The sequence below is a fragment of the Agrobacterium tumefaciens genome, assembly GCA_025560025.1.
Taxonomy (GTDB): domain Bacteria; phylum Pseudomonadota; class Alphaproteobacteria; order Rhizobiales; family Rhizobiaceae; genus Agrobacterium.
Genome location: CP048485.1, coordinates 2,167,072 through 2,184,084 on the forward strand (window position 1 = coordinate 2,167,072; position 17,013 = coordinate 2,184,084).

The 17,013-nt window shown below is 59.4% G+C and carries 17 protein-coding genes; 7 read left to right on the plus strand and 10 right to left on the minus strand.

The window, feature by feature from the left end; all coding sequences use genetic code 11:
- The first annotated feature begins 164 nt into the window (after positions 1-164).
- Both pdxY and FY152_10660 read left to right on the plus strand, forming a co-directional pair.
- Positions 165-1,040, plus strand: a complete 876-nt coding sequence (pdxY, locus tag FY152_10655) for a pyridoxal kinase PdxY (protein UXS32529.1) — start codon at positions 165-167, stop codon at positions 1,038-1,040.
- Positions 1,041-1,114: 74 nt separating this feature from the next.
- On the plus strand, positions 1,115-1,756 hold the full coding sequence (locus FY152_10660) for a carbonic anhydrase (protein UXS32530.1): 642 nt from the start codon (positions 1,115-1,117) through the stop codon (positions 1,754-1,756).
- A 180-nt stretch (positions 1,757-1,936) separates the two neighbouring features.
- Here the strand turns inward: FY152_10660 and FY152_10665 are convergent, their stop codons facing one another.
- From FY152_10665 to FY152_10675, 3 genes are all read right to left on the minus strand, one after another.
- Entirely contained in the window at positions 1,937-2,752 is an 816-nt protein-coding gene (locus tag FY152_10665) for a lytic transglycosylase (protein ID UXS32531.1), read from the minus strand.
- Between the two features lie 214 nt (positions 2,753-2,966).
- Complete coding sequence (locus FY152_10670; GenBank protein ID UXS32532.1) at positions 2,967-4,001, minus strand: aspartate-semialdehyde dehydrogenase; 1,035 nt, start codon at positions 3,999-4,001, stop codon at positions 2,967-2,969.
- A gap of 110 nt (positions 4,002-4,111) precedes the next feature.
- Entirely contained in the window at positions 4,112-4,342 is a 231-nt protein-coding gene (locus FY152_10675; GenBank protein ID UXS32533.1) for a hypothetical protein, read from the minus strand.
- A 166-nt stretch (positions 4,343-4,508) separates the two neighbouring features.
- Between FY152_10675 and FY152_10680 the strand changes: the two genes are divergently transcribed.
- From FY152_10680 to FY152_10690, 3 genes are all read left to right on the plus strand, one after another.
- On the plus strand, positions 4,509-6,392 hold the full coding sequence (locus FY152_10680; protein UXS32534.1) for an MHS family MFS transporter: 1,884 nt from the start codon (positions 4,509-4,511) through the stop codon (positions 6,390-6,392).
- Between the two features lie 196 nt (positions 6,393-6,588).
- Entirely contained in the window at positions 6,589-8,163 is a 1,575-nt protein-coding gene (locus FY152_10685; protein UXS32535.1) for a Re/Si-specific NAD(P)(+) transhydrogenase subunit alpha, read from the plus strand.
- A gap of 19 nt (positions 8,164-8,182) precedes the next feature.
- The gene (locus FY152_10690) at positions 8,183-9,628 is read left to right on the plus strand and encodes an NAD(P)(+) transhydrogenase (Re/Si-specific) subunit beta (protein UXS32536.1); all 1,446 of its coding nucleotides are present in this window, start codon (positions 8,183-8,185) and stop codon (positions 9,626-9,628) included.
- A gap of 168 nt (positions 9,629-9,796) precedes the next feature.
- On the opposite strand, the gene rutF is transcribed toward FY152_10690, so the two are convergent.
- The 7 genes from rutF to FY152_10725 form a co-directional block, all read right to left on the minus strand.
- Positions 9,797-10,321: a pyrimidine utilization flavin reductase protein F gene (rutF, locus tag FY152_10695; protein UXS32537.1), complete on the minus strand. Its 525-nt coding sequence runs from the start codon at positions 10,319-10,321 to the stop codon at positions 9,797-9,799.
- 26 nt (positions 10,322-10,347) lie between these two features.
- The gene (locus FY152_10700; protein ID UXS32538.1) at positions 10,348-10,938 is read right to left on the minus strand and encodes a malonic semialdehyde reductase; all 591 of its coding nucleotides are present in this window, start codon (positions 10,936-10,938) and stop codon (positions 10,348-10,350) included.
- Between the two features lie 24 nt (positions 10,939-10,962).
- Positions 10,963-11,745, minus strand: a complete 783-nt coding sequence (gene rutD, locus FY152_10705) for a pyrimidine utilization protein D (protein UXS32539.1) — start codon at positions 11,743-11,745, stop codon at positions 10,963-10,965.
- A gap of 13 nt (positions 11,746-11,758) precedes the next feature.
- The gene (rutC, locus tag FY152_10710; GenBank protein ID UXS32540.1) at positions 11,759-12,145 is read right to left on the minus strand and encodes a pyrimidine utilization protein C; all 387 of its coding nucleotides are present in this window, start codon (positions 12,143-12,145) and stop codon (positions 11,759-11,761) included.
- Positions 12,146-12,170: 25 nt separating this feature from the next.
- Complete coding sequence (gene rutB / locus FY152_10715; GenBank protein ID UXS32541.1) at positions 12,171-12,911, minus strand: pyrimidine utilization protein B; 741 nt, start codon at positions 12,909-12,911, stop codon at positions 12,171-12,173.
- A complete protein-coding gene (gene rutA / locus FY152_10720; protein UXS32542.1) occupies positions 12,908-13,999 on the minus strand; it encodes a pyrimidine utilization protein A in 1,092 nt (363 codons plus the stop codon). Before rutA ends, rutB begins: the two co-directional genes overlap by 4 nt.
- Before the next feature lie 462 nt (positions 14,000-14,461).
- The gene (locus FY152_10725) at positions 14,462-15,073 is read right to left on the minus strand and encodes a biliverdin-producing heme oxygenase (protein ID UXS32543.1); all 612 of its coding nucleotides are present in this window, start codon (positions 15,071-15,073) and stop codon (positions 14,462-14,464) included.
- Between the two features lie 309 nt (positions 15,074-15,382).
- Here FY152_10725 and FY152_10730 point away from each other — a divergent pair, with 309 nt between their 5' ends.
- Entirely contained in the window at positions 15,383-16,267 is an 885-nt protein-coding gene (locus FY152_10730; GenBank protein UXS32544.1) for a dihydrodipicolinate synthase family protein, read from the plus strand.
- A gap of 21 nt (positions 16,268-16,288) precedes the next feature.
- Entirely contained in the window at positions 16,289-16,945 is a 657-nt protein-coding gene (locus FY152_10735) for a GntR family transcriptional regulator (GenBank protein UXS32545.1), read from the plus strand.
- The last annotated feature ends 68 nt before the right edge of the window (positions 16,946-17,013 follow it).

Below are 17,013 nucleotides of genomic sequence, written 5' to 3' on the forward strand. Positions count from 1 at the left end.
GTCGGTGAGCGGACTACAGGCTTCCCGCCCATCCTTTTGCGGGACAGACCCTTGCGGGATTAACGGTGGAAACCGGCCTTGCGATATGTCATGAGAGCGCATCTTGATCTTTAGGCAGGGGTTCTTGCGGGCTTTCTGCGATGTTTGAAAGCAAGAAGGCCGTGATGCAGGAAAATACCCAAGGCGCCGTCATCGTCATTTCCAGCCACGTCATGCGTGGTTCCGTCGGCAATCGCGCAGCGGTTTTTGCGCTGGAGACGCTGGGTTATCCGGTCTGGGCGGTGCCCACCATCGTCATGCCCTGGCACCCCGGCCACGGCCCCTCCACGCGGATGCGCTTTCAGGACGACGACTTCGACAAGGCCATGACCGATCTTGAAAACGCCAAATGGATTGGCGAGGTCAAAGCCGTTCTGACCGGTTATTTCGGAAGCGCCGCACAGGTCCGCGCCGTCGCAAGGCTGATCCGCAATCTGAAGGAAAAGAACCCGGCGCTGATTTATGCCTGCGACCCGGTCATGGGCGATCTGGGCGGGCTTTACATTCCCCTTGAGACCGCCGAAGCCATCCGCGATCACCTCATCCCGCTTGCGACCGTCGCGACACCGAACCGCTACGAACTGGCCTGGATGAGCGGCGCCGAGCTTGAAACCAACAATGCCATCATGGATGCGGCGCTCGCACTCGGGCCGCCGAAAATGCTGGTCACCTCGGCCGTGCCGATGATGGCGGGCGGCACCGGCAATCTTTATCTCAGCGGCCGGCACGCCCTGCTTGCCGAACACCGCGCCATAGAGAATGCGCCGAACGGGCTTGGCGACCTCATGTCCGCGCTGTTCCTCGCCCGCCTGCTCGAAGGCCTGGACGATGAAAAGGCGCTGCAGCTGGCCACCGCCAGCGTGTTTGAAATTCTGGCCCGCACGAAAAAACGCGAGATGAACGAACTGACGCTTGAGACCGATTCTTCAAGTCTTTCCACACCCATGGCCATGGTGCAGATGCGTCATCTCTTGCATCCTTCACGCAGCAAGCGCAAATAGCGCTTCAGGAATTGGTCTTCAACGCACCAGGTTCGCCCCGTGATCTTGGTCCAAGCATAACGGTACTGCGATAGATGAAAGATTTTCCGGAAACCCTTCTCAACGGCTACAAGAACTTCATGAGCGGTCGCTATGTCGATGAACGCGAAAGATACCGCGTTCTGGCCGACACCGGACAGAAACCGCAGACTCTGTTCATTGCCTGTTGTGACTCCCGCTCGGCGCCGGAAACCATTTTCGACTGCGGGCCGGGAGAGCTTTTCGTCGTCCGCAACGTCGCCAACATGGTGCCGCCCTTCGAGCCGGACGGGCAGTACCACGCCACTTCGGCGGCCATCGAATATGCCGTTCAGGTTCTGAAGGTGAAGGATATCGTTGTCATGGGCCACGGCCGCTGCGGCGGCATTCAGGCCGCGCTCGATCCCAATCTCGAACCCCTGTCGCCGGGCGACTTCATCGGCAAGTGGATGAACATGGTCAAGTCGGCCGCCGAGCAGATCCAGAGCAACGATGTCATGACCGCGTCGGAGCGACAAACCGCGCTGGAACGGGTTTCCATCCGCAACTCCATCGCCAATCTGCGCGGCTTCCCCTTCGTCAAGGCGCAGGAAACCGCCGGCAAGGTCAAGCTGCATGGCGCTTGGTTCGATATTTCGACCGGCGAATTGTGGGTAATGGACGGCAAGACGGGCGATTTTCGTCGCCCGGATCTGTGATTTAGACGCGTAGTCGCCACCAATAACATTCAACTTCGTCACCCCGGACTTGATCCGGGGTCCAGCGCGATTAAGTCCTTGATCGCTAAAAGACTCTATTCACGGCGCAGACGCGCCGTGGCTGGATGCCGGATCTAGTCCGGCATGACGAAAGTGGGTCTTAGTCCGTAGAAAACGGCCTTATTGGCCGTCGATAGCCTTGCCGATGAAGGCGATGGCCTGCTGATAGACGCTTGCAGCATTCCAGCCCTGGATGGCCGCATAATTTGCCTGTCCCTGCTGATAGCCAGCGCCGCGCTGCCAGCCGTGGCCGACAAGGAAGTTGGCCGTGGAAGCCAGCGCATCGGCGCGCGAACCCACGAGATCGATCCTTCCGTCGCGGTCGAAATCGACGCCGTAACGGACGACGTTCAACGGCAGGAACTGCGTCTGGCCGATCTCACCATGGGCTGCACCCTTGGCATTGACGTTCAGCGAGCCGCTGCCGACCAGCTTCAGGGCCGCATAGAGCTGCTCGGTGAAATAGTCCGAACGGCGGCAGTCGAAGGAAAGCGTCGCCACGGCGGAAAGCGTGTGCTGGTTACCCATGAAGCTGCCAAAACCGGTTTCCATGCCCCAGATGGCGAGCAGCGGACCGGCCGGAACGCCGTAAGTCCTTTCGATAGAGGCGAAGAGAGAGGCATTGTTCTTCTTCATGGTCTTGCCGCGCGAAATGATCGTCTGACCCCCGCGCTTCTGCATGAACTGTTCGAAGGACAGCTTGAAGCTGTGCTGACCGCGGTCCGCACTGATGGTAGCCCGGTTGTAGGAAACACCGGAGAAGGCGCGATCAAGCACCGAAGCGCTGACGCCGCGGCCCGCCGCTTCCTGTTTGAAAGCGCCGACCCAGGCCTCGAACCCCGCCGAAGTATTGCCGCATTGCGCAGCCAGAACCGGCGTCGCTGCCAAAACCGAGACCATGGCCACACCAGCCAGAATTGCCTTCATTGCCCGCATCAAAATCTGCCTTCGATATACTTTCGGGAACTCATCCCGAGAACAAAACGTCACCGCTGTATGAATTCAGGTGCCAAATTGCCTTTTGGCGGCCTAAATTGCCTTTCGGCAGCTAGGCCTGCAAATAAACTGGCCGTGATCATCGCCAATCAGGAAACCCGCCTGCCCCACACAGAACAGACGGGTTATACTTAACGAACCTTAAAAAATCGTATCAGGCTGCCGCCTTGCGGGGCTTGATGAGACCACGATTGACCAGGAGTTCGGCGATCTGGACGGCGTTGAGAGCCGCGCCCTTGCGCAGATTGTCGGAAACCACCCACAGGTTGAGACCGTTTTCGACCGTCGCATCCTCACGGATACGCGAAATATAGGTCGCATCCTCACCGGCGGATTCGACCGGGGTGATGTAACCGCCATTTTCACGCTTGTCGATGACAAGGCAACCCGGCGCTTCACGCAGGATGTCGCGCGCCTGATCGGCGGTGATCTCGTTTTCGAACTCGATATTGACCGATTCCGAATGGCCGATGAAGACCGGAACGCGCACGGCCGTGCAGGTTACCTTGATCTTCGGATCGAGCATCTTCTTGGTTTCAGCCAGAACCTTCCACTCTTCCTTGGTGTAGCCGTCTTCCATGAAGACGTCGATGTGCGGAATGACGTTGAAGGCGATGCGCTTGGTGAACTTCTTGGTTTCGACCGGATCGGCAACAAAGACGGCGCGGGTCTGCTGGAACAGCTCGTCCATGCCTTCCTTGCCGGCGCCGGAAACCGACTGATAGGTGGAGACGACGACGCGCTTGATCTTGGCGAAGTCATGCAGCGGCTTCAGCGCGACGACCAGCTGGGCCGTGGAGCAATTCGGGTTGGCGATGATGTTCTTGCGGGTGAAGCCCTCGACCGCATCGGCATTGACTTCCGGAACGATCAGCGGAACGTCCTGATCGTAGCGCCATGCGGACGAGTTATCGATGACAACGCAGCCCTGCTGGCCGATCTTCGGCGACCACTTCTTGGAAACGTCGCCGCCAGCCGACATCAGGCAAATATCCGTGTCGGAAAAATCGTAGTTTTCGAGGTTGGAAACCTTCAGCGTGCGATCGCCATAGGAGACTTCCGTGCCCTGCGAACGGGCGGAAGCGAGCGGCACGATCTCATCTGCGGGAAAACCGCGTTCGGCCAGGATATTGAGCATTTCGCGACCGACGTTGCCGGTGGCGCCTGCAATTGCAACTTTGAAACCCATGATCAAGCTCTCTTTCTGTCTCTCCTCTTTTGGGTGAGGTGGGAACCCGCATCGCATTGCGGCTTCCTCGATCCCCAGCCAAACCGGGGAGAGAGCGGTGGCCAGAGACGTTAGACGGTTTTAATCGTCGTTTTGGCCGTAATTCGGATAGAATAAGAAAGACGCGGATCATCGCCGGCGGATTGTGCCGGTCCTTCCATGACAATCATGTCTGCAACATGCCTGCGCAAGGTGATGCTCCTTCTTCGCGAGAAGCTATTAGAAGGTTTCTCTGTTGTGTCAAGAAAAAAGGCATGTCCCGGGCCACCCGGCGCGAAGATGCAAAAACCGCCCTGCGACATTTTTGCACATTATACATTAGACTAAAGTCATAATCCGAAAGCATCGCTCTTATTGGGGTTAATTTTCTGTCACTCTGATGTCATGCGCATTGCACCCTCAAGGGGGAGTCCGGAGGAGAGACAGGGCTCCGCAATGCGCTCATTTGACATCTGTGGAGGACAGACAATGGCAAACGTTGCAGCCGTGAGCGGCGCCGCCCGTCCCATGACGGGTGAGGAGAAGAAGGTGATTTTCGCCTCTTCTCTCGGAACAGTCTTCGAATGGTACGATTTCTATCTGTACGGCTCGCTCGCGATCTATATCGGCGCGAACTTCTTCAGCCAGTATCCGGAAACGACACGTAATATCTTCGCGCTTCTGGCCTTTGCCGCAGGCTTCCTCGTGCGCCCCTTCGGCGCGCTGGTGTTCGGCCGTCTGGGCGACATTGTCGGCCGTAAATATACCTTCCTGATCACCATTCTCATCATGGGCGTTTCGACCTTCCTCGTCGGCGTCCTGCCCGGTGCATCCCAGATCGGCATCGCAGCCCCGATCATCCTGATCGTCCTGCGCATGCTGCAGGGTCTGGCGCTCGGCGGTGAATATGGCGGTGCCGCAACTTACGTGGCCGAACACGCCCCGAATGGCCGCAGGGGTTATTACACCTCCTGGATCCAGACGACGGCGACGCTCGGCCTGTTCCTGTCCCTGGTGGTCATTCTCGGCGTGCAGTTCGCACTCGGCAAGGAAGCCTTCGCCGCCTGGGGCTGGCGCATTCCCTTCCTCGTCTCGGTTCTGCTGCTCGGCGTATCGGTCTGGATTCGTCTGAAAATGAACGAATCCCCCGCCTTCAAGAAGATGAAGGAAGAGGGCAAGACCTCGAAGGCCCCCCTCAGCGAAGCCTTCGGCCAGTGGAAAAATGCCAAGATCGCCCTGCTTGCCCTCGTCGGCGCCGTCATCGGTCAGGCCGTCGTCTGGTACACAGGCCAGTTCTACGCGCTGTTCTTCCTGCAGAGCATTCTGAAAGTGGACGGCCAGTCCGCCAACATCATGGTCGCAGCAGCGCTCATCCTCGGCACGGGCTTCTTCGTGCTCTTCGGCTGGCTTTCCGACAAGATCGGCCGCAAGCCGATCATCATGGCCGGCCTCGTTCTCGCCATGCTGACCTACTTCCCGCTGTTCAAGGCGCTCACCTGGGCGGGCAACCCGGCACTTGCGCAAGCACAGGCCAGCGTTCGCGCCACCGTGACTGCCGCTCCGGGTGACTGCAAGTTCCAGTTCAACCCGACAGGCACGGCAAAATTCACCACATCCTGCGATATCGCCACCTCGTTCCTGACACGCAACTCCGTTCCCTATGACGTCGTTGCGGGAGCGGCCGGTGAGCCGGCGAGCGTCAAGATCGGCGACGCCACCATCGCCAGCTACGACGCCATCGCAGCCGGCGCGGATGCTTCCGCGAAGGACAAGGCCTTCCAGAAGCAGGTCAACATCGCATTGCATGACGGCGGCTACCCGCTGGTGCGCGGCGCAGCACAGGTGCCGGATGCGAAACTGGATGCCTTCATCGCCGCCAACCCGGAACTCAACCTCAATGCGGTAGCCGTTCGTGCCGCCGACAAGAAGATGGTTGCGACCGACAAGCTGGTGGCGGACAAGCTGCTGACGCCGGCCGAGACCGCCGGAGCGGCGGAAATGGCCGTCTACACGATTGCCGGCGGAGGCACCTTCGCCATGGTCGCCGATCCGGCCGCCGTGAACTGGATCGTCATCATCGCCGTTTTGACCGTCCTCGTCATCTATGTGACGATGGTCTACGGCCCGATCGCGGCGCTGCTGGTCGAGCTGTTCCCGACCCGCATCCGCTATTCCGGCATGTCGCTGCCCTATCACATCGGCAACGGCTGGTTCGGCGGCCTTCTGCCCGCCACCGCCTTTGCGATGAGCGCGGCGAAGGGCGATATTTACTATGGTCTCTGGTATCCGATCGTTTTTGCAGGCATCACGCTGGTCGTCGGCCTGCTGTTCCTGCCGGAAACCAAGGATCGCGACATCCACACCATGGATTGAGCCACGTCCTGACGGACATTTTCGGAACCCGGCGCGCAGGCGCCGGGTTCTTTTATTGCGCCACGCGCCGCAATATCGAACGAACTGTCGCAGGGGGCTGTCATTGCGTCGCAGGCAAGACAAAATCAATATGGAGACAAAGCCCCCCTGAATAGGTTATGACCCCCCTGTATTTTCAGGCAGAGGGAGAGCCATTTTGAAGATCGGGACGCCTAAGGAATTATATGAGGGCGAAGCGCGCGTCGGTATGACGCCCGACAGCGCCCAGGCATTGCAGAAACTCGGATATGATTGCATCCTCGAAACCGGAGCAGGCAAGGCGGCGGGATTTTCCGACGACGCCTATCGCGCCGCCGGTGTAACAATCGTCGATAGCGCCGATGCGCTTTACGCCGGTTCCGACATCATCGCCAAGGTTCGTCCGCCGGAAACGTCGGAGATTGATCGCCTGTCTTCGGACAAGACGCTGATCTCGTTCTTCTACCCAGCCCAGAACAAGGACCTTCTGGAACAGGCGAAGGAAAAGGGCGCAAATGTCATCGCCATGGACATGGTGCCGCGCATTTCCCGCGCCCAGAAGATGGACGCGCTGTCCTCCATGGCCAATATCGCCGGTTATCGCGCGGTCATCGAGGCCGGCAATAATTTCGGCCGCTTCTTCACCGGTCAGGTCACCGCCGCCGGCAAGGTGCCGCCCGCCAAGGTGCTCGTCATCGGCGCAGGTGTTGCCGGTCTCGCCGCCATCGGCACGGCCACCTCGCTCGGCGCCATCACCTATGCCTTCGACGTTCGCCCTGAAGTGGCCGAACAGATCGAATCCATGGGCGCCGAATTCGTCTATCTCGATTTCGCCGACCAGCAGCAGGATGGCGCCGCCACCGGCGGTTACGCCGCCCCCTCCTCGCCGGAATTCCGCGAGAAGCAGCTCGAAAAATTCCGCGAGCTTGCACCGCAGATCGATATCGTCATTACCACGGCGCTGATCCCGGGCCGCGACGCCCCGAAACTGTGGCTCGCCGACATGGTGGCGATGATGAAGCCGGGTTCGGTCATCATCGACCTCGCCGCCGAGCGCGGCGGCAATTGCGACCTCACGGTTCCCGACCAGCGTGTCGTTTCCGACAATGGCGTCATCGTCATCGGCTACACGGATTTCCCGAGCCGCATGGCGACGCAGGCCTCGACGCTCTATTCCACCAACATCCGTCACATGATGACCGATCTGACGCCCGCCAAGGACGGCAAGCCGGTTCACAACATGGAAGACGATGTCATCCGTGGCGCGACGGTCACCTATCAGGGTGAAATTACTTATCCCCCGCCGCCGCCGAAGATCCAGGCCATTGCCGCGCAGAAACCAAAGGAAAAAGCAAAGGAGCTGACGCCGGAGGAAAAGCACGCCAAGGAACGCGCCGAGTTCAAGGCGCAGACGAAAAGCCAGGTCGGTCTGCTCGTCGCCGGCACGGCGGTCCTGCTTCTCGTCGGCCTTTATGCGCCGGCAAGTTTCATGAGCCATTTCATCGTCTTCGTGCTCGCCTGCTTTGTCGGCTTCCAGGTCATCTGGAACGTCAGCCACTCGCTGCATACACCGCTGATGGCGGTGACGAACGCGATTTCCGGCATCGTCATCATCGGCGCTCTGCTGCAGATCGGTTCCGGCAACTGGCTGGTGGTGATCCTCGCCTCGCTTTCCGTCCTGATCGCGACGATCAACATCGTCGGCGGTTTCCTCGTGACACGGCGCATGCTCGCCATGTTCCAGAAGTCCTGAGCCGTGTAGGGGACAGTTTATGACCATTGGTATCGTTTCCGCGGCCTATGTTGCCGCAGCCGTTCTTTTCATCCTTTCTCTTGGCGGCCTTTCCGGACAGGAAAGCGCCAAACGCGCCGTCTGGTACGGCATAACCGGCATGGGCCTCGCCATTGTCGCCACCGTCTTCGGCCCTGAGATCAGCAAGGGCGTCGGACAATGGCTCGTCGTGCTGCTGATGCTGGCGGGCGGCTCCGTTCTCGGTTATTTCGTCGCAAGCCGCGTGCAGATGACCGAGATGCCGCAGCTTGTTGCAGCTCTTCACTCCTTCGTCGGCCTCGCCGCCGTCTTCATCGGCTTCAACGCCCATATCGAGGAAGCGCATGTCGCCTCGCTCGATGAGACCGCGCGTTCGTTGCTGACCGGCTTTTCCGCCATCCTCGCCCACAAGACGCCAGTTGAACTGGCGATCATGAAGGTCGAGGTCTTCCTCGGCGTCTTCATCGGAGCGGTCACCTTCACCGGCTCCGTCGTCGCCTTCGGCAAGCTTGCCGGCAAGGTGGACGGCAAGGCGAAGAAACTGCCCGGCGGACATCTGCTCAATGCCGGCGCTGCGATCCTGTCGCTCGTGCTGCTCATCATGTATTGCAACGGCGCGGGCGCTTGGACGCTGGTGCTGATGACACTGGCCGCCTTCTTCATCGGTTATCACCTGATCATGGGTATCGGCGGCGCCGACATGCCTGTCGTCGTTTCGATGCTGAACAGCTATTCCGGCTGGGCGGCGGCCGCCATCGGCTTCACGCTCGGCAACGATCTGCTGATCGTGACAGGCGCGCTGGTCGGCTCCTCGGGTGCGATCCTCTCCTACATCATGTGCAAGGCCATGAACCGCTCCTTCATCTCGGTCATCCTCGGCGGCTTCGGCGGCACGACGGGTCCGGCGATGGAAATCGAGGGCGAGCAGGTGGCGATCGACGCCGAAGGCGTTGCGGCCGCGCTGAATGACGCCGACAGCGTCATCATCGTTCCCGGCTACGGCATGGCGGTGGCGCAGGCGCAGGCCGCGGTCTCCGAACTGACCCGCAAGCTGCGCGCCGACGGCAAGACCGTGCGCTTCGCCATCCACCCGGTCGCAGGCCGTCTTCCCGGCCACATGAACGTGCTGCTGGCCGAAGCCAAGGTGCCCTACGACATCGTACTGGAAATGGACGAGATCAACGACGACTTCCCCAATACCGACGTCGTCATCGTCATCGGCTCCAACGACATCGTCAATCCGGCCGCCCAGGACGATCCGAACTCGCCGATTGCCGGCATGCCGGTTCTGGAAGTGTGGAAGTCCAAACTGGTCATCGTCTCCAAGCGTGGCCAGGGCACGGGTTATTCCGGCATCGAGAACCCGCTGTTCTACAAGGACAATACCCGCATGTTCTATGGTGACGCCAAGAAGTCGATCAACGATCTTCTGCCGCTGATCAAGTAAATGAAAAGGGCGTTTCCGGGAGGCCGGAAACGCCCTTTTTTGATTTCACTGAACGTCATCCTCGGGCTTGACCCGAGGATCCATCGCGCGTCTGGTTGTGGATCCTCGGGTCAAGCCCGAGGATGACGACGGTGAGGTTCGAGCTGGTGCTCGGCCAAAACGGTCGCCTCAAAGCACCCGGTAACGCCGGTTGAAATACATCAGCGCCTCATCACCTTCATTGATCTTCATATCCACAACCTCGCAGATCAGAATATCATGCGTGCCGCCGTCATGCGCCTCGCGGATGCGGCAATCGAAGGAAACGAGCGCGTCCTCCAGAACCGGAGCGCCGGTTTCAAGCACACCCCAGCTCCCGGCGGCGAAACGCTCTTCCGCCGGCGTCTTGCCGCCGAAGAGGGTGCTCAGCACCTCGTGTTTTGAAGCAAGCGTATTGATGCAGATGACGCCGTTGGCCTTCACCACCTTGTACGCGGAGGCATTGCGGTTGAGGCAGACGAGAAGCGTGGGCGGATTGTCGGAAACGCTGCAAACCGCCGTCGCCGCAAAACCCGCCCGGCCTGCCGCACCATCCGTGGTGACGATATTGACCGCCGCACCGAGCCGCGCCATGGCGTTTCTGTATTCGAGGCTGCGCTGCTGTGCAGTCTTCGTCTCCATATCCGCTTCCTTTTCAAGAGACATCATCTGCATCTAAACTACCCTTCCTTAACAGGCCCTCAAGCCAGGACACAGGCCTCTTCAAAGCCGAGGCGCGGCAGGCGACCGAAGAGTTTCGACGGATCGCCATAGCCGAGATTGATCAGGAAATTGGACTTCCACGTCGTGCCTGCGAAAAACGCCGTATCCACCTTGCCTTTGTCGAAACCGGACATTGCCCCGGTATCCAGTCCCAAGGAGCGGGCTGCAAGGATGAGATAACCCGCCTGCAGCGTGGCATTGCGGAAGGCCGTTTCCTCGGCCACATCCGGGCTGGACGTGAACCACGAACGGGCATCGGCATGCGGAAACAGCATCGGCAGTTTCTCGTAAAATTCACGGTCGATGGCGGCAATCACGGTGACGGGTGCTGCCATGGTCTTTTCGAGATTGCCCGACGAAAGCGCCGGCCGTAGTTTTTCTTTCGCTTCCTGGCTGCGGACGAATACGAAACGCCCCGGCGAGCAATTGGCCGAGGTCGGACCCATCTTCGTCAGATCGTAAAGCTCTCTCAGCGTCTCGTCGCCGACCGGCCTGTCAGCCCAGCCATTATGGGTGCGTGCCGCGGTGAAAAGTGCTGCAAGTGCCTTGTCGTCAAGTGCTGTCGTCATTGTTTAGAAATCCCGTCAGAATGTTCATGTTGCCGGTAGCAGAAACTGCAAAAGCCGAGCGTTGAAAAGGTCAGCTTCGGTAATATTGACCGCATGCGCCCCAAAATCGAGAAGGCAGAGTTCGCCCTGCGGCAAACCCTCAGCGAGACGCATGGAGCGGGTGTAGGGCACCAGAAGATCGTCTTTCGTGCCCACCACCAGAACTGGGTTGCCGATCTCGCCAAGGCGGCCATCGACATCAAAAGCCCTCAGCGCCGCGATGCGCCGAAGCACATTCGCCCTGCCCTGAAAATGCGCGACGCCATGGGCATCGTCCCGCGCCAGCCGCTCCTGATGGTCCGACATCCAGGCGGCCGGATAGAGAAACAGCGGCTGGGCTTTGACGAAAGCCTCGACGCCGGATTTTTCCAGAAGCTCGATCCGCACATCGAAGCAGCGCCCGGAATGCGGATCGGCCTTGCTCCAGGCATTGATAAGAACGAGCCTGTCGATGAGACCGGGTTGGCGCAGCGCGATATCGAGTCCGATCAGACCGCCAAGCGCATGGCCCATGAAGTGGAATTTCTCGAGGTTCAGCGCCGAGACGATTTCCAGCACATCATCCGCCATCGCCGATATGCTCCCCTCCAGCGGCACCTCGCCGCCGGTCCTGCCGGTTCCGCGATGGTCATAGGTGACGATCCGGAAATGATCGGAAAGGGCTTCGATCTGCGGTGCCCAATACGAGCCCGATCCGCCCAGTCCCGATGACAGCAGGATTGTGGGCGCCTCAGGATCAGTCCGGCCATGAACCTCGAAATGCATCATCTGCCGTTTCGCCTTATTTGCCGATATGGGCGACGGTAGCGATTTCCACCAGCGCGTCGGGCTTCACGAGACCGCACTGGATGCAATAACGCGCCGGCTTGTCGCCGGGGAAATATTCGGCATAGACCGTGTTGACGGCCTGGTAGTTGGCCCAGTCGGTGATGAAGATATGGTTCATCGTCACGTCCTCCATCGTGCCGCCAGCGGTTTCGATGACGGACTTGATGGTCTCCAAAACATGACGGGTCTGCGCGCTGGCGTCGCCCACATGCACGACATTATTGTCCTTGTCGAAAGGCAGCGTACCGGAAACGTAAACCACGCCATCGGCAAGGGTTCCCGGCGAAAAGGGAGCGATGGGTTTGCTGGTGCCGGCGGGCACAACGATCTTCTTCGGCATTTCGTTCTCCTCTTGTGGTTGGATATCAAGCGCTAGCGGGTGCGGCCTGCGAGATGACGCCGCAGAAATCATTGACGGTGGCGACCCAGCCGAAAAATTTCTCGACATTGTAGACCGTCGCCTGCTGGATATAGTCCGGCCCGAGATGATGCGTGGCATCCTCCAGCATCACCCCGAAATATTCGAGATGGAAGGCGTCGCGCAGCGAGCTTTCCACGCAGACATTGGTGGCGATGCCGACAAAGACCAGATTGCGGATGCCACGGGCGCGCAGTACGCTGTCCATATTGGTGTTGAAGAAACCGCTGTAACGCGTCTTCGGCACCAGAATATCGCCGGGCTGCGGCTGCAGCTCGTCGACAATGGCATAGTCCCACGTGCCCTTGGCCAAGAGCTGGCCCTGCAGCTCCGGCCTCTTGCGCATCGTCTTCAGGGCGTTGGACTTATGCCAGTTGGGCGAACCCGGCCCGCCCGCCTCGACATAGTCCTTGTCCCAGCCATTCTGGAAATAAATGACCTGAACGCCCGCCGCGCGCGCGGCATCCAGCGTCTTCTTGATGTTGGCGATGGTGCCCTTGGCCCCGGAAATATCGAAACCGGCAAGATCGACATAACCGCCCTCGGTCGAATAGGCGTTCTGCATGTCGACCACGACAACGGCGGTCTCGCTGGGTTTCAGGGTGATCGGCTCCGGCCGGGCGGGAAGCGTCACGCTTTCCGAACGGCTTTCCGGGCCCTTGTAACCCGCCACGACGGCTTCACTCATTCCGCAGCCTCCAGTGCAGCCTGAACATGCGCGCGGCTCTTCATCAGCGGCTGCACATATTTGCCGAATTTCTCGACGCCTTCGAGGAAGTCGTCGAAGGTCAGCATCACACCGCCCGTTCCCGGCACTTCACTCATCTCGTCCAGCATGGCCGCCACTTCCTCATAAGAACCGATCAGCGTTCCCATGTTGATGTTGACCGCCGAGACGGGATTGGACATGTGCCGCACATTGGTGTCGGAGCCGGATTTGGTGTCGACGGCGCTCTGCAGGCCGAGCCACTTGATCGCGTCCTCATCCGCACCCGCCTTGTAATGCTCCCACTTCGCCCAGGCGTCTTCGGATTTTTCCTCGGCAAGCACCATCGTCAGCACGACGGATTTAACCTCGCGGCCGGTCTTCTCCGTTGCCGCCAGCAGCCGCTCATTGGTGGGGGCGAAAGCTTTCGGCGTATTGACGCCGACACCGAAGCAGAAGCTGTAATCGGCGAACTTGGCCGAAAACGCCATGCCGGAATTGGAAGAGCCGGCGCAGATGAGTTTGACGTCGCCCTGCGGCACCGGCTTCATGCGGCAATCGTCCATCTGGAAGAACTTGCCCTTGTAGTCCGACTGGCCCTCCGTCAGCAGCTCTTTCAAGATGGAGGTATATTCGCCGAGATATTCGTAGCGGTCGCCGAAATAGTCGTCGCCCGGCCAAAGCCCCATCTGGCTATATTCCGGCCGCTGCCAGCCGGTAATCAGGTTGATGCCGAAACGGCCGCCGGAAATGGAATCGATGGTTGTCGCCATGCGCGCGACAATGGCCGGTGGCATGACCAGCGTTGCGGCCGTGCCGAACAGCTTGATCTTGGAGGTGACGGCGGCAAGGCCCGCCATCAGCGTGAAGGATTCCAGATTATAATCCCAGAACTCGGTCTTGCCGCCAAAACCGCGCAGCTTGATCATCGACAGCGCGAAGTCGAAACCATATTGCTCCGCCTTGAGCGTGATCGCCTTGTTCAGGTCGAAGCTCGGTTTGTATTGCGGCGCGTTTTCGGAAAGAAGCCACCCATTGTTCCCGATCGGGATAAAAACACCAACTTCCATTTTACTGTTCCCTTTTTAGCGTCAGGTGTCTCCTGACTTGACAAAAGAGTAGCAGGTTCTGTGCCAGACCAAATAAAATAATTTTATCAAATGGATAAAATTTTGAGGCGCATCAAGCCTTGACCAAAAGATAAAATTTTTATCATTTGGTAAAAATATTTGCCTGTTTATTCAGCAAATACCGAACACAATCTGCGGGAAATGGGAGACCCTCTAAACGGTCGCAGAGCGTGGCACGGCATCCGAAATGCTCACCTCCGTCACCCCGGACTTGATCCGGCATCCAGCCACGGCGCGTCTGCGCCGTGAGAGGAGTCTTTCGCGATCAAGGACTTGATCGCACTGGACCCCGGATCAAGTCCGGGGTGACGCCGCAAGGATTTTACGACTCAATCGAACACACCCGCGCAACGGGGCACGTCTGCGCGATGAGGACAACAATCGCAAAGCTATGCCAAAACCTCAGACGAGGCGCTGCTGCGCATAAGCATGCACAGCCCGGAAGGCAGCCTCGGCGCCCGCGACAACCCGCTCTTCCTCTTCAACCGTCAGCGAAATTTCATCGAGCGCGGCGGTGAAGGTGCGCCAGTGCAGGCCGCGTCCTTCCGGAGCGCCGGCCAGATGGCGCGCGCCGAATTCTTCGCCAAGCCCAAGCTTCGCCGCATCCTTCAGCAGGAAAGCAGCGCCCAGATTGGAGCCTTCGACCACATAAAGCCAGCCCATGGCCTCGGGCAGATCGAACGGCGTTTCACCGGTGAAGCGCGGTTCGGCCGTTTCGGGAATGGCAAGACCGAGATCGGCGAGGTCCTGCTCGATCATGGAGAGGCGGCGGCGGCCCTTGAGATCGGGAAGCAGGCCGTCAAGCGTCGCATTGGAGAAGAAGACATCGAGGTCACGATGGAAAAGATACTGCGTTTCCACGAATTTGCCGAAGTTCTCCCGGCTCTCGAACGGCTTGGACGCCATGATAAAGGCATCGAGACCGCCATGGGCGCCGCGCGTTGCCGCCTTGAGGCGCTTGACACGGCTCTGCTCGATCTCTGCTACAGGCGCTGACGGCTCCGCAATGGTCATGATGATAGTCCCTTTATCCCTATATTCAGACTGCCTGATAAAAATCTTTACTCCAACAGTCAAATTTTATTTTCGCATTTATCCGCTTGCCTCCGCAAAGAGGATAGACCAACCGACCGTCTGATAGAACAGCACCCACTTCGACCGATGGCGCGGTTCCATCCCCAACCTCGCAGGCTTGCTCCTCAACCGGATTTCAAGGCGAGTTCCGTCATCGCCACCCCTCGATCAATCAAACTGCAATCACCTCTTTACAACTAACATGTCAGTGCGCTATCAATTCGCGGTCACCTTGGAGGAGCATCTTAATTGACCCAGAAATTCGGCCTTTCGGCAGCCTTGACAACCCCTTTCAAAACGGACGGAACGGTCGATATCGACGCCATGATCGCCCATGCTCGCCGCTGCCTTGAAAATGGCTGCGACAGCGTAACGCTCTTCGGTACCACGGGCGAAGGTTGCTCGGTCGGCAGCCGTGAACGGCAGGACATTCTCTCCCGCTTCATCGCGGCAGGCATTGCGCCCTCCCGTCTGGTCACCGGCGTTCTGGTGGATTCCATCGAGGACGCGGCCGAGCAATCGGCCGAAGCCCTGAAGGCAGGCGCCCGCAATATTCTTCTCGCCCCGCCCTCCTATTTCAAGAATGTCAGCGATGACGGCCTGTTTGCATGGTTCTCGGCGGTCTTCGAAAAGATCGGCAAGGGCGCGCGCGATATTCTCGTCTACAACATCCCCTCCGTGACCATGGTGACACTGTCGGTCGAGCTGGTGGGACGGCTGAAAAAGGCATTCCCCGGCATCGTCACCGGCGTGAAGGACTCCTCCGGCAACTGGAGCCATACCGAGCGTCTGCTGAAGGACCATGGCGATCTCGCCATCCTGATTGGCGATGAACGCGATCTGGCAAGGGGCGTCCGCCTCGGCGGCCAGGGCGCCATTTCCGGCGTCGCCAATTTCCTGACGCAGGAAGTCCGCGCCATGGCCGTCGACGGCAAGGACGACAAGCGCATCGTCGATCTTGTTGTGGAACTTCTGAAATTCCCGGTTACGCCCGCCGTCAAGGTGCTGGTATCACACACGACAGGCGAAAATATCTGGGCGGACGTGCGCGCGCCGCTCGTCGCCATTTCACCGGAGGACCGGCGGCAGATCGAAGGCGCTTTCGATGCGCTGTTTCGCAAACAGGCCGCCTGAACAGACCTTGAAAGGTTGAGCATGGAAGATACCGGCGAACAGACATTGCGGGAACGGGCGTATGAAAGCTTTACGCATCACCTTCTCTCGCGCGACGTTCGCCCGGGGCAATTCATCTCGCAGCGCCGCCTCGTGGAATTGACGGGTCTGCCGCTCGGCGCGATCCGGGAGGCAATTCCACGGCTGGAGGCGGAGGGCCTGATCAAGACCGTGCCGCAGCGAGGGTTGCAGGTCGCCCATATCGACCTCAACCTCATCCGTGAGGCATTCCAGTTCCGTATCTTTCTCGAAAAGGAGGCCGTGGCGCTCTTTACCCGTTCGGCCTCCGACGAGACCATCGCGAAGCTCCTGAAACAGCATCGCGATATTGCCGAAGCGGCTGAAAACGGTGGGGAATCGCCGGAACTGGACCAGCATGCGCAACAGGTGGACTGGGGCATGCACGATGCCTTCATCGATGCGCTCGGCAATTCGATCATCTCGAACGCCTATCGGGTCAATTCCATCAAGATGCGCCTCATCAATCAGGAGCGCTTCCGCATTGCCGGCCATGTGAAATCGGTGATGAAGGAACATCTCGCCATTCTCGAAGCCATCGAGAGGCGATCCGTCGAAGACGCCGTGGAGCGGCTGACCGCCCATATCCGCAACGCAAGGGACAGGGCGCTGGCGGTTTAGGGCAATTCCGGCAGGGACTGAAGAGGGTTCTGCGCCGGGATTGCAGGAAAATAAGCAACAAGCCGGGG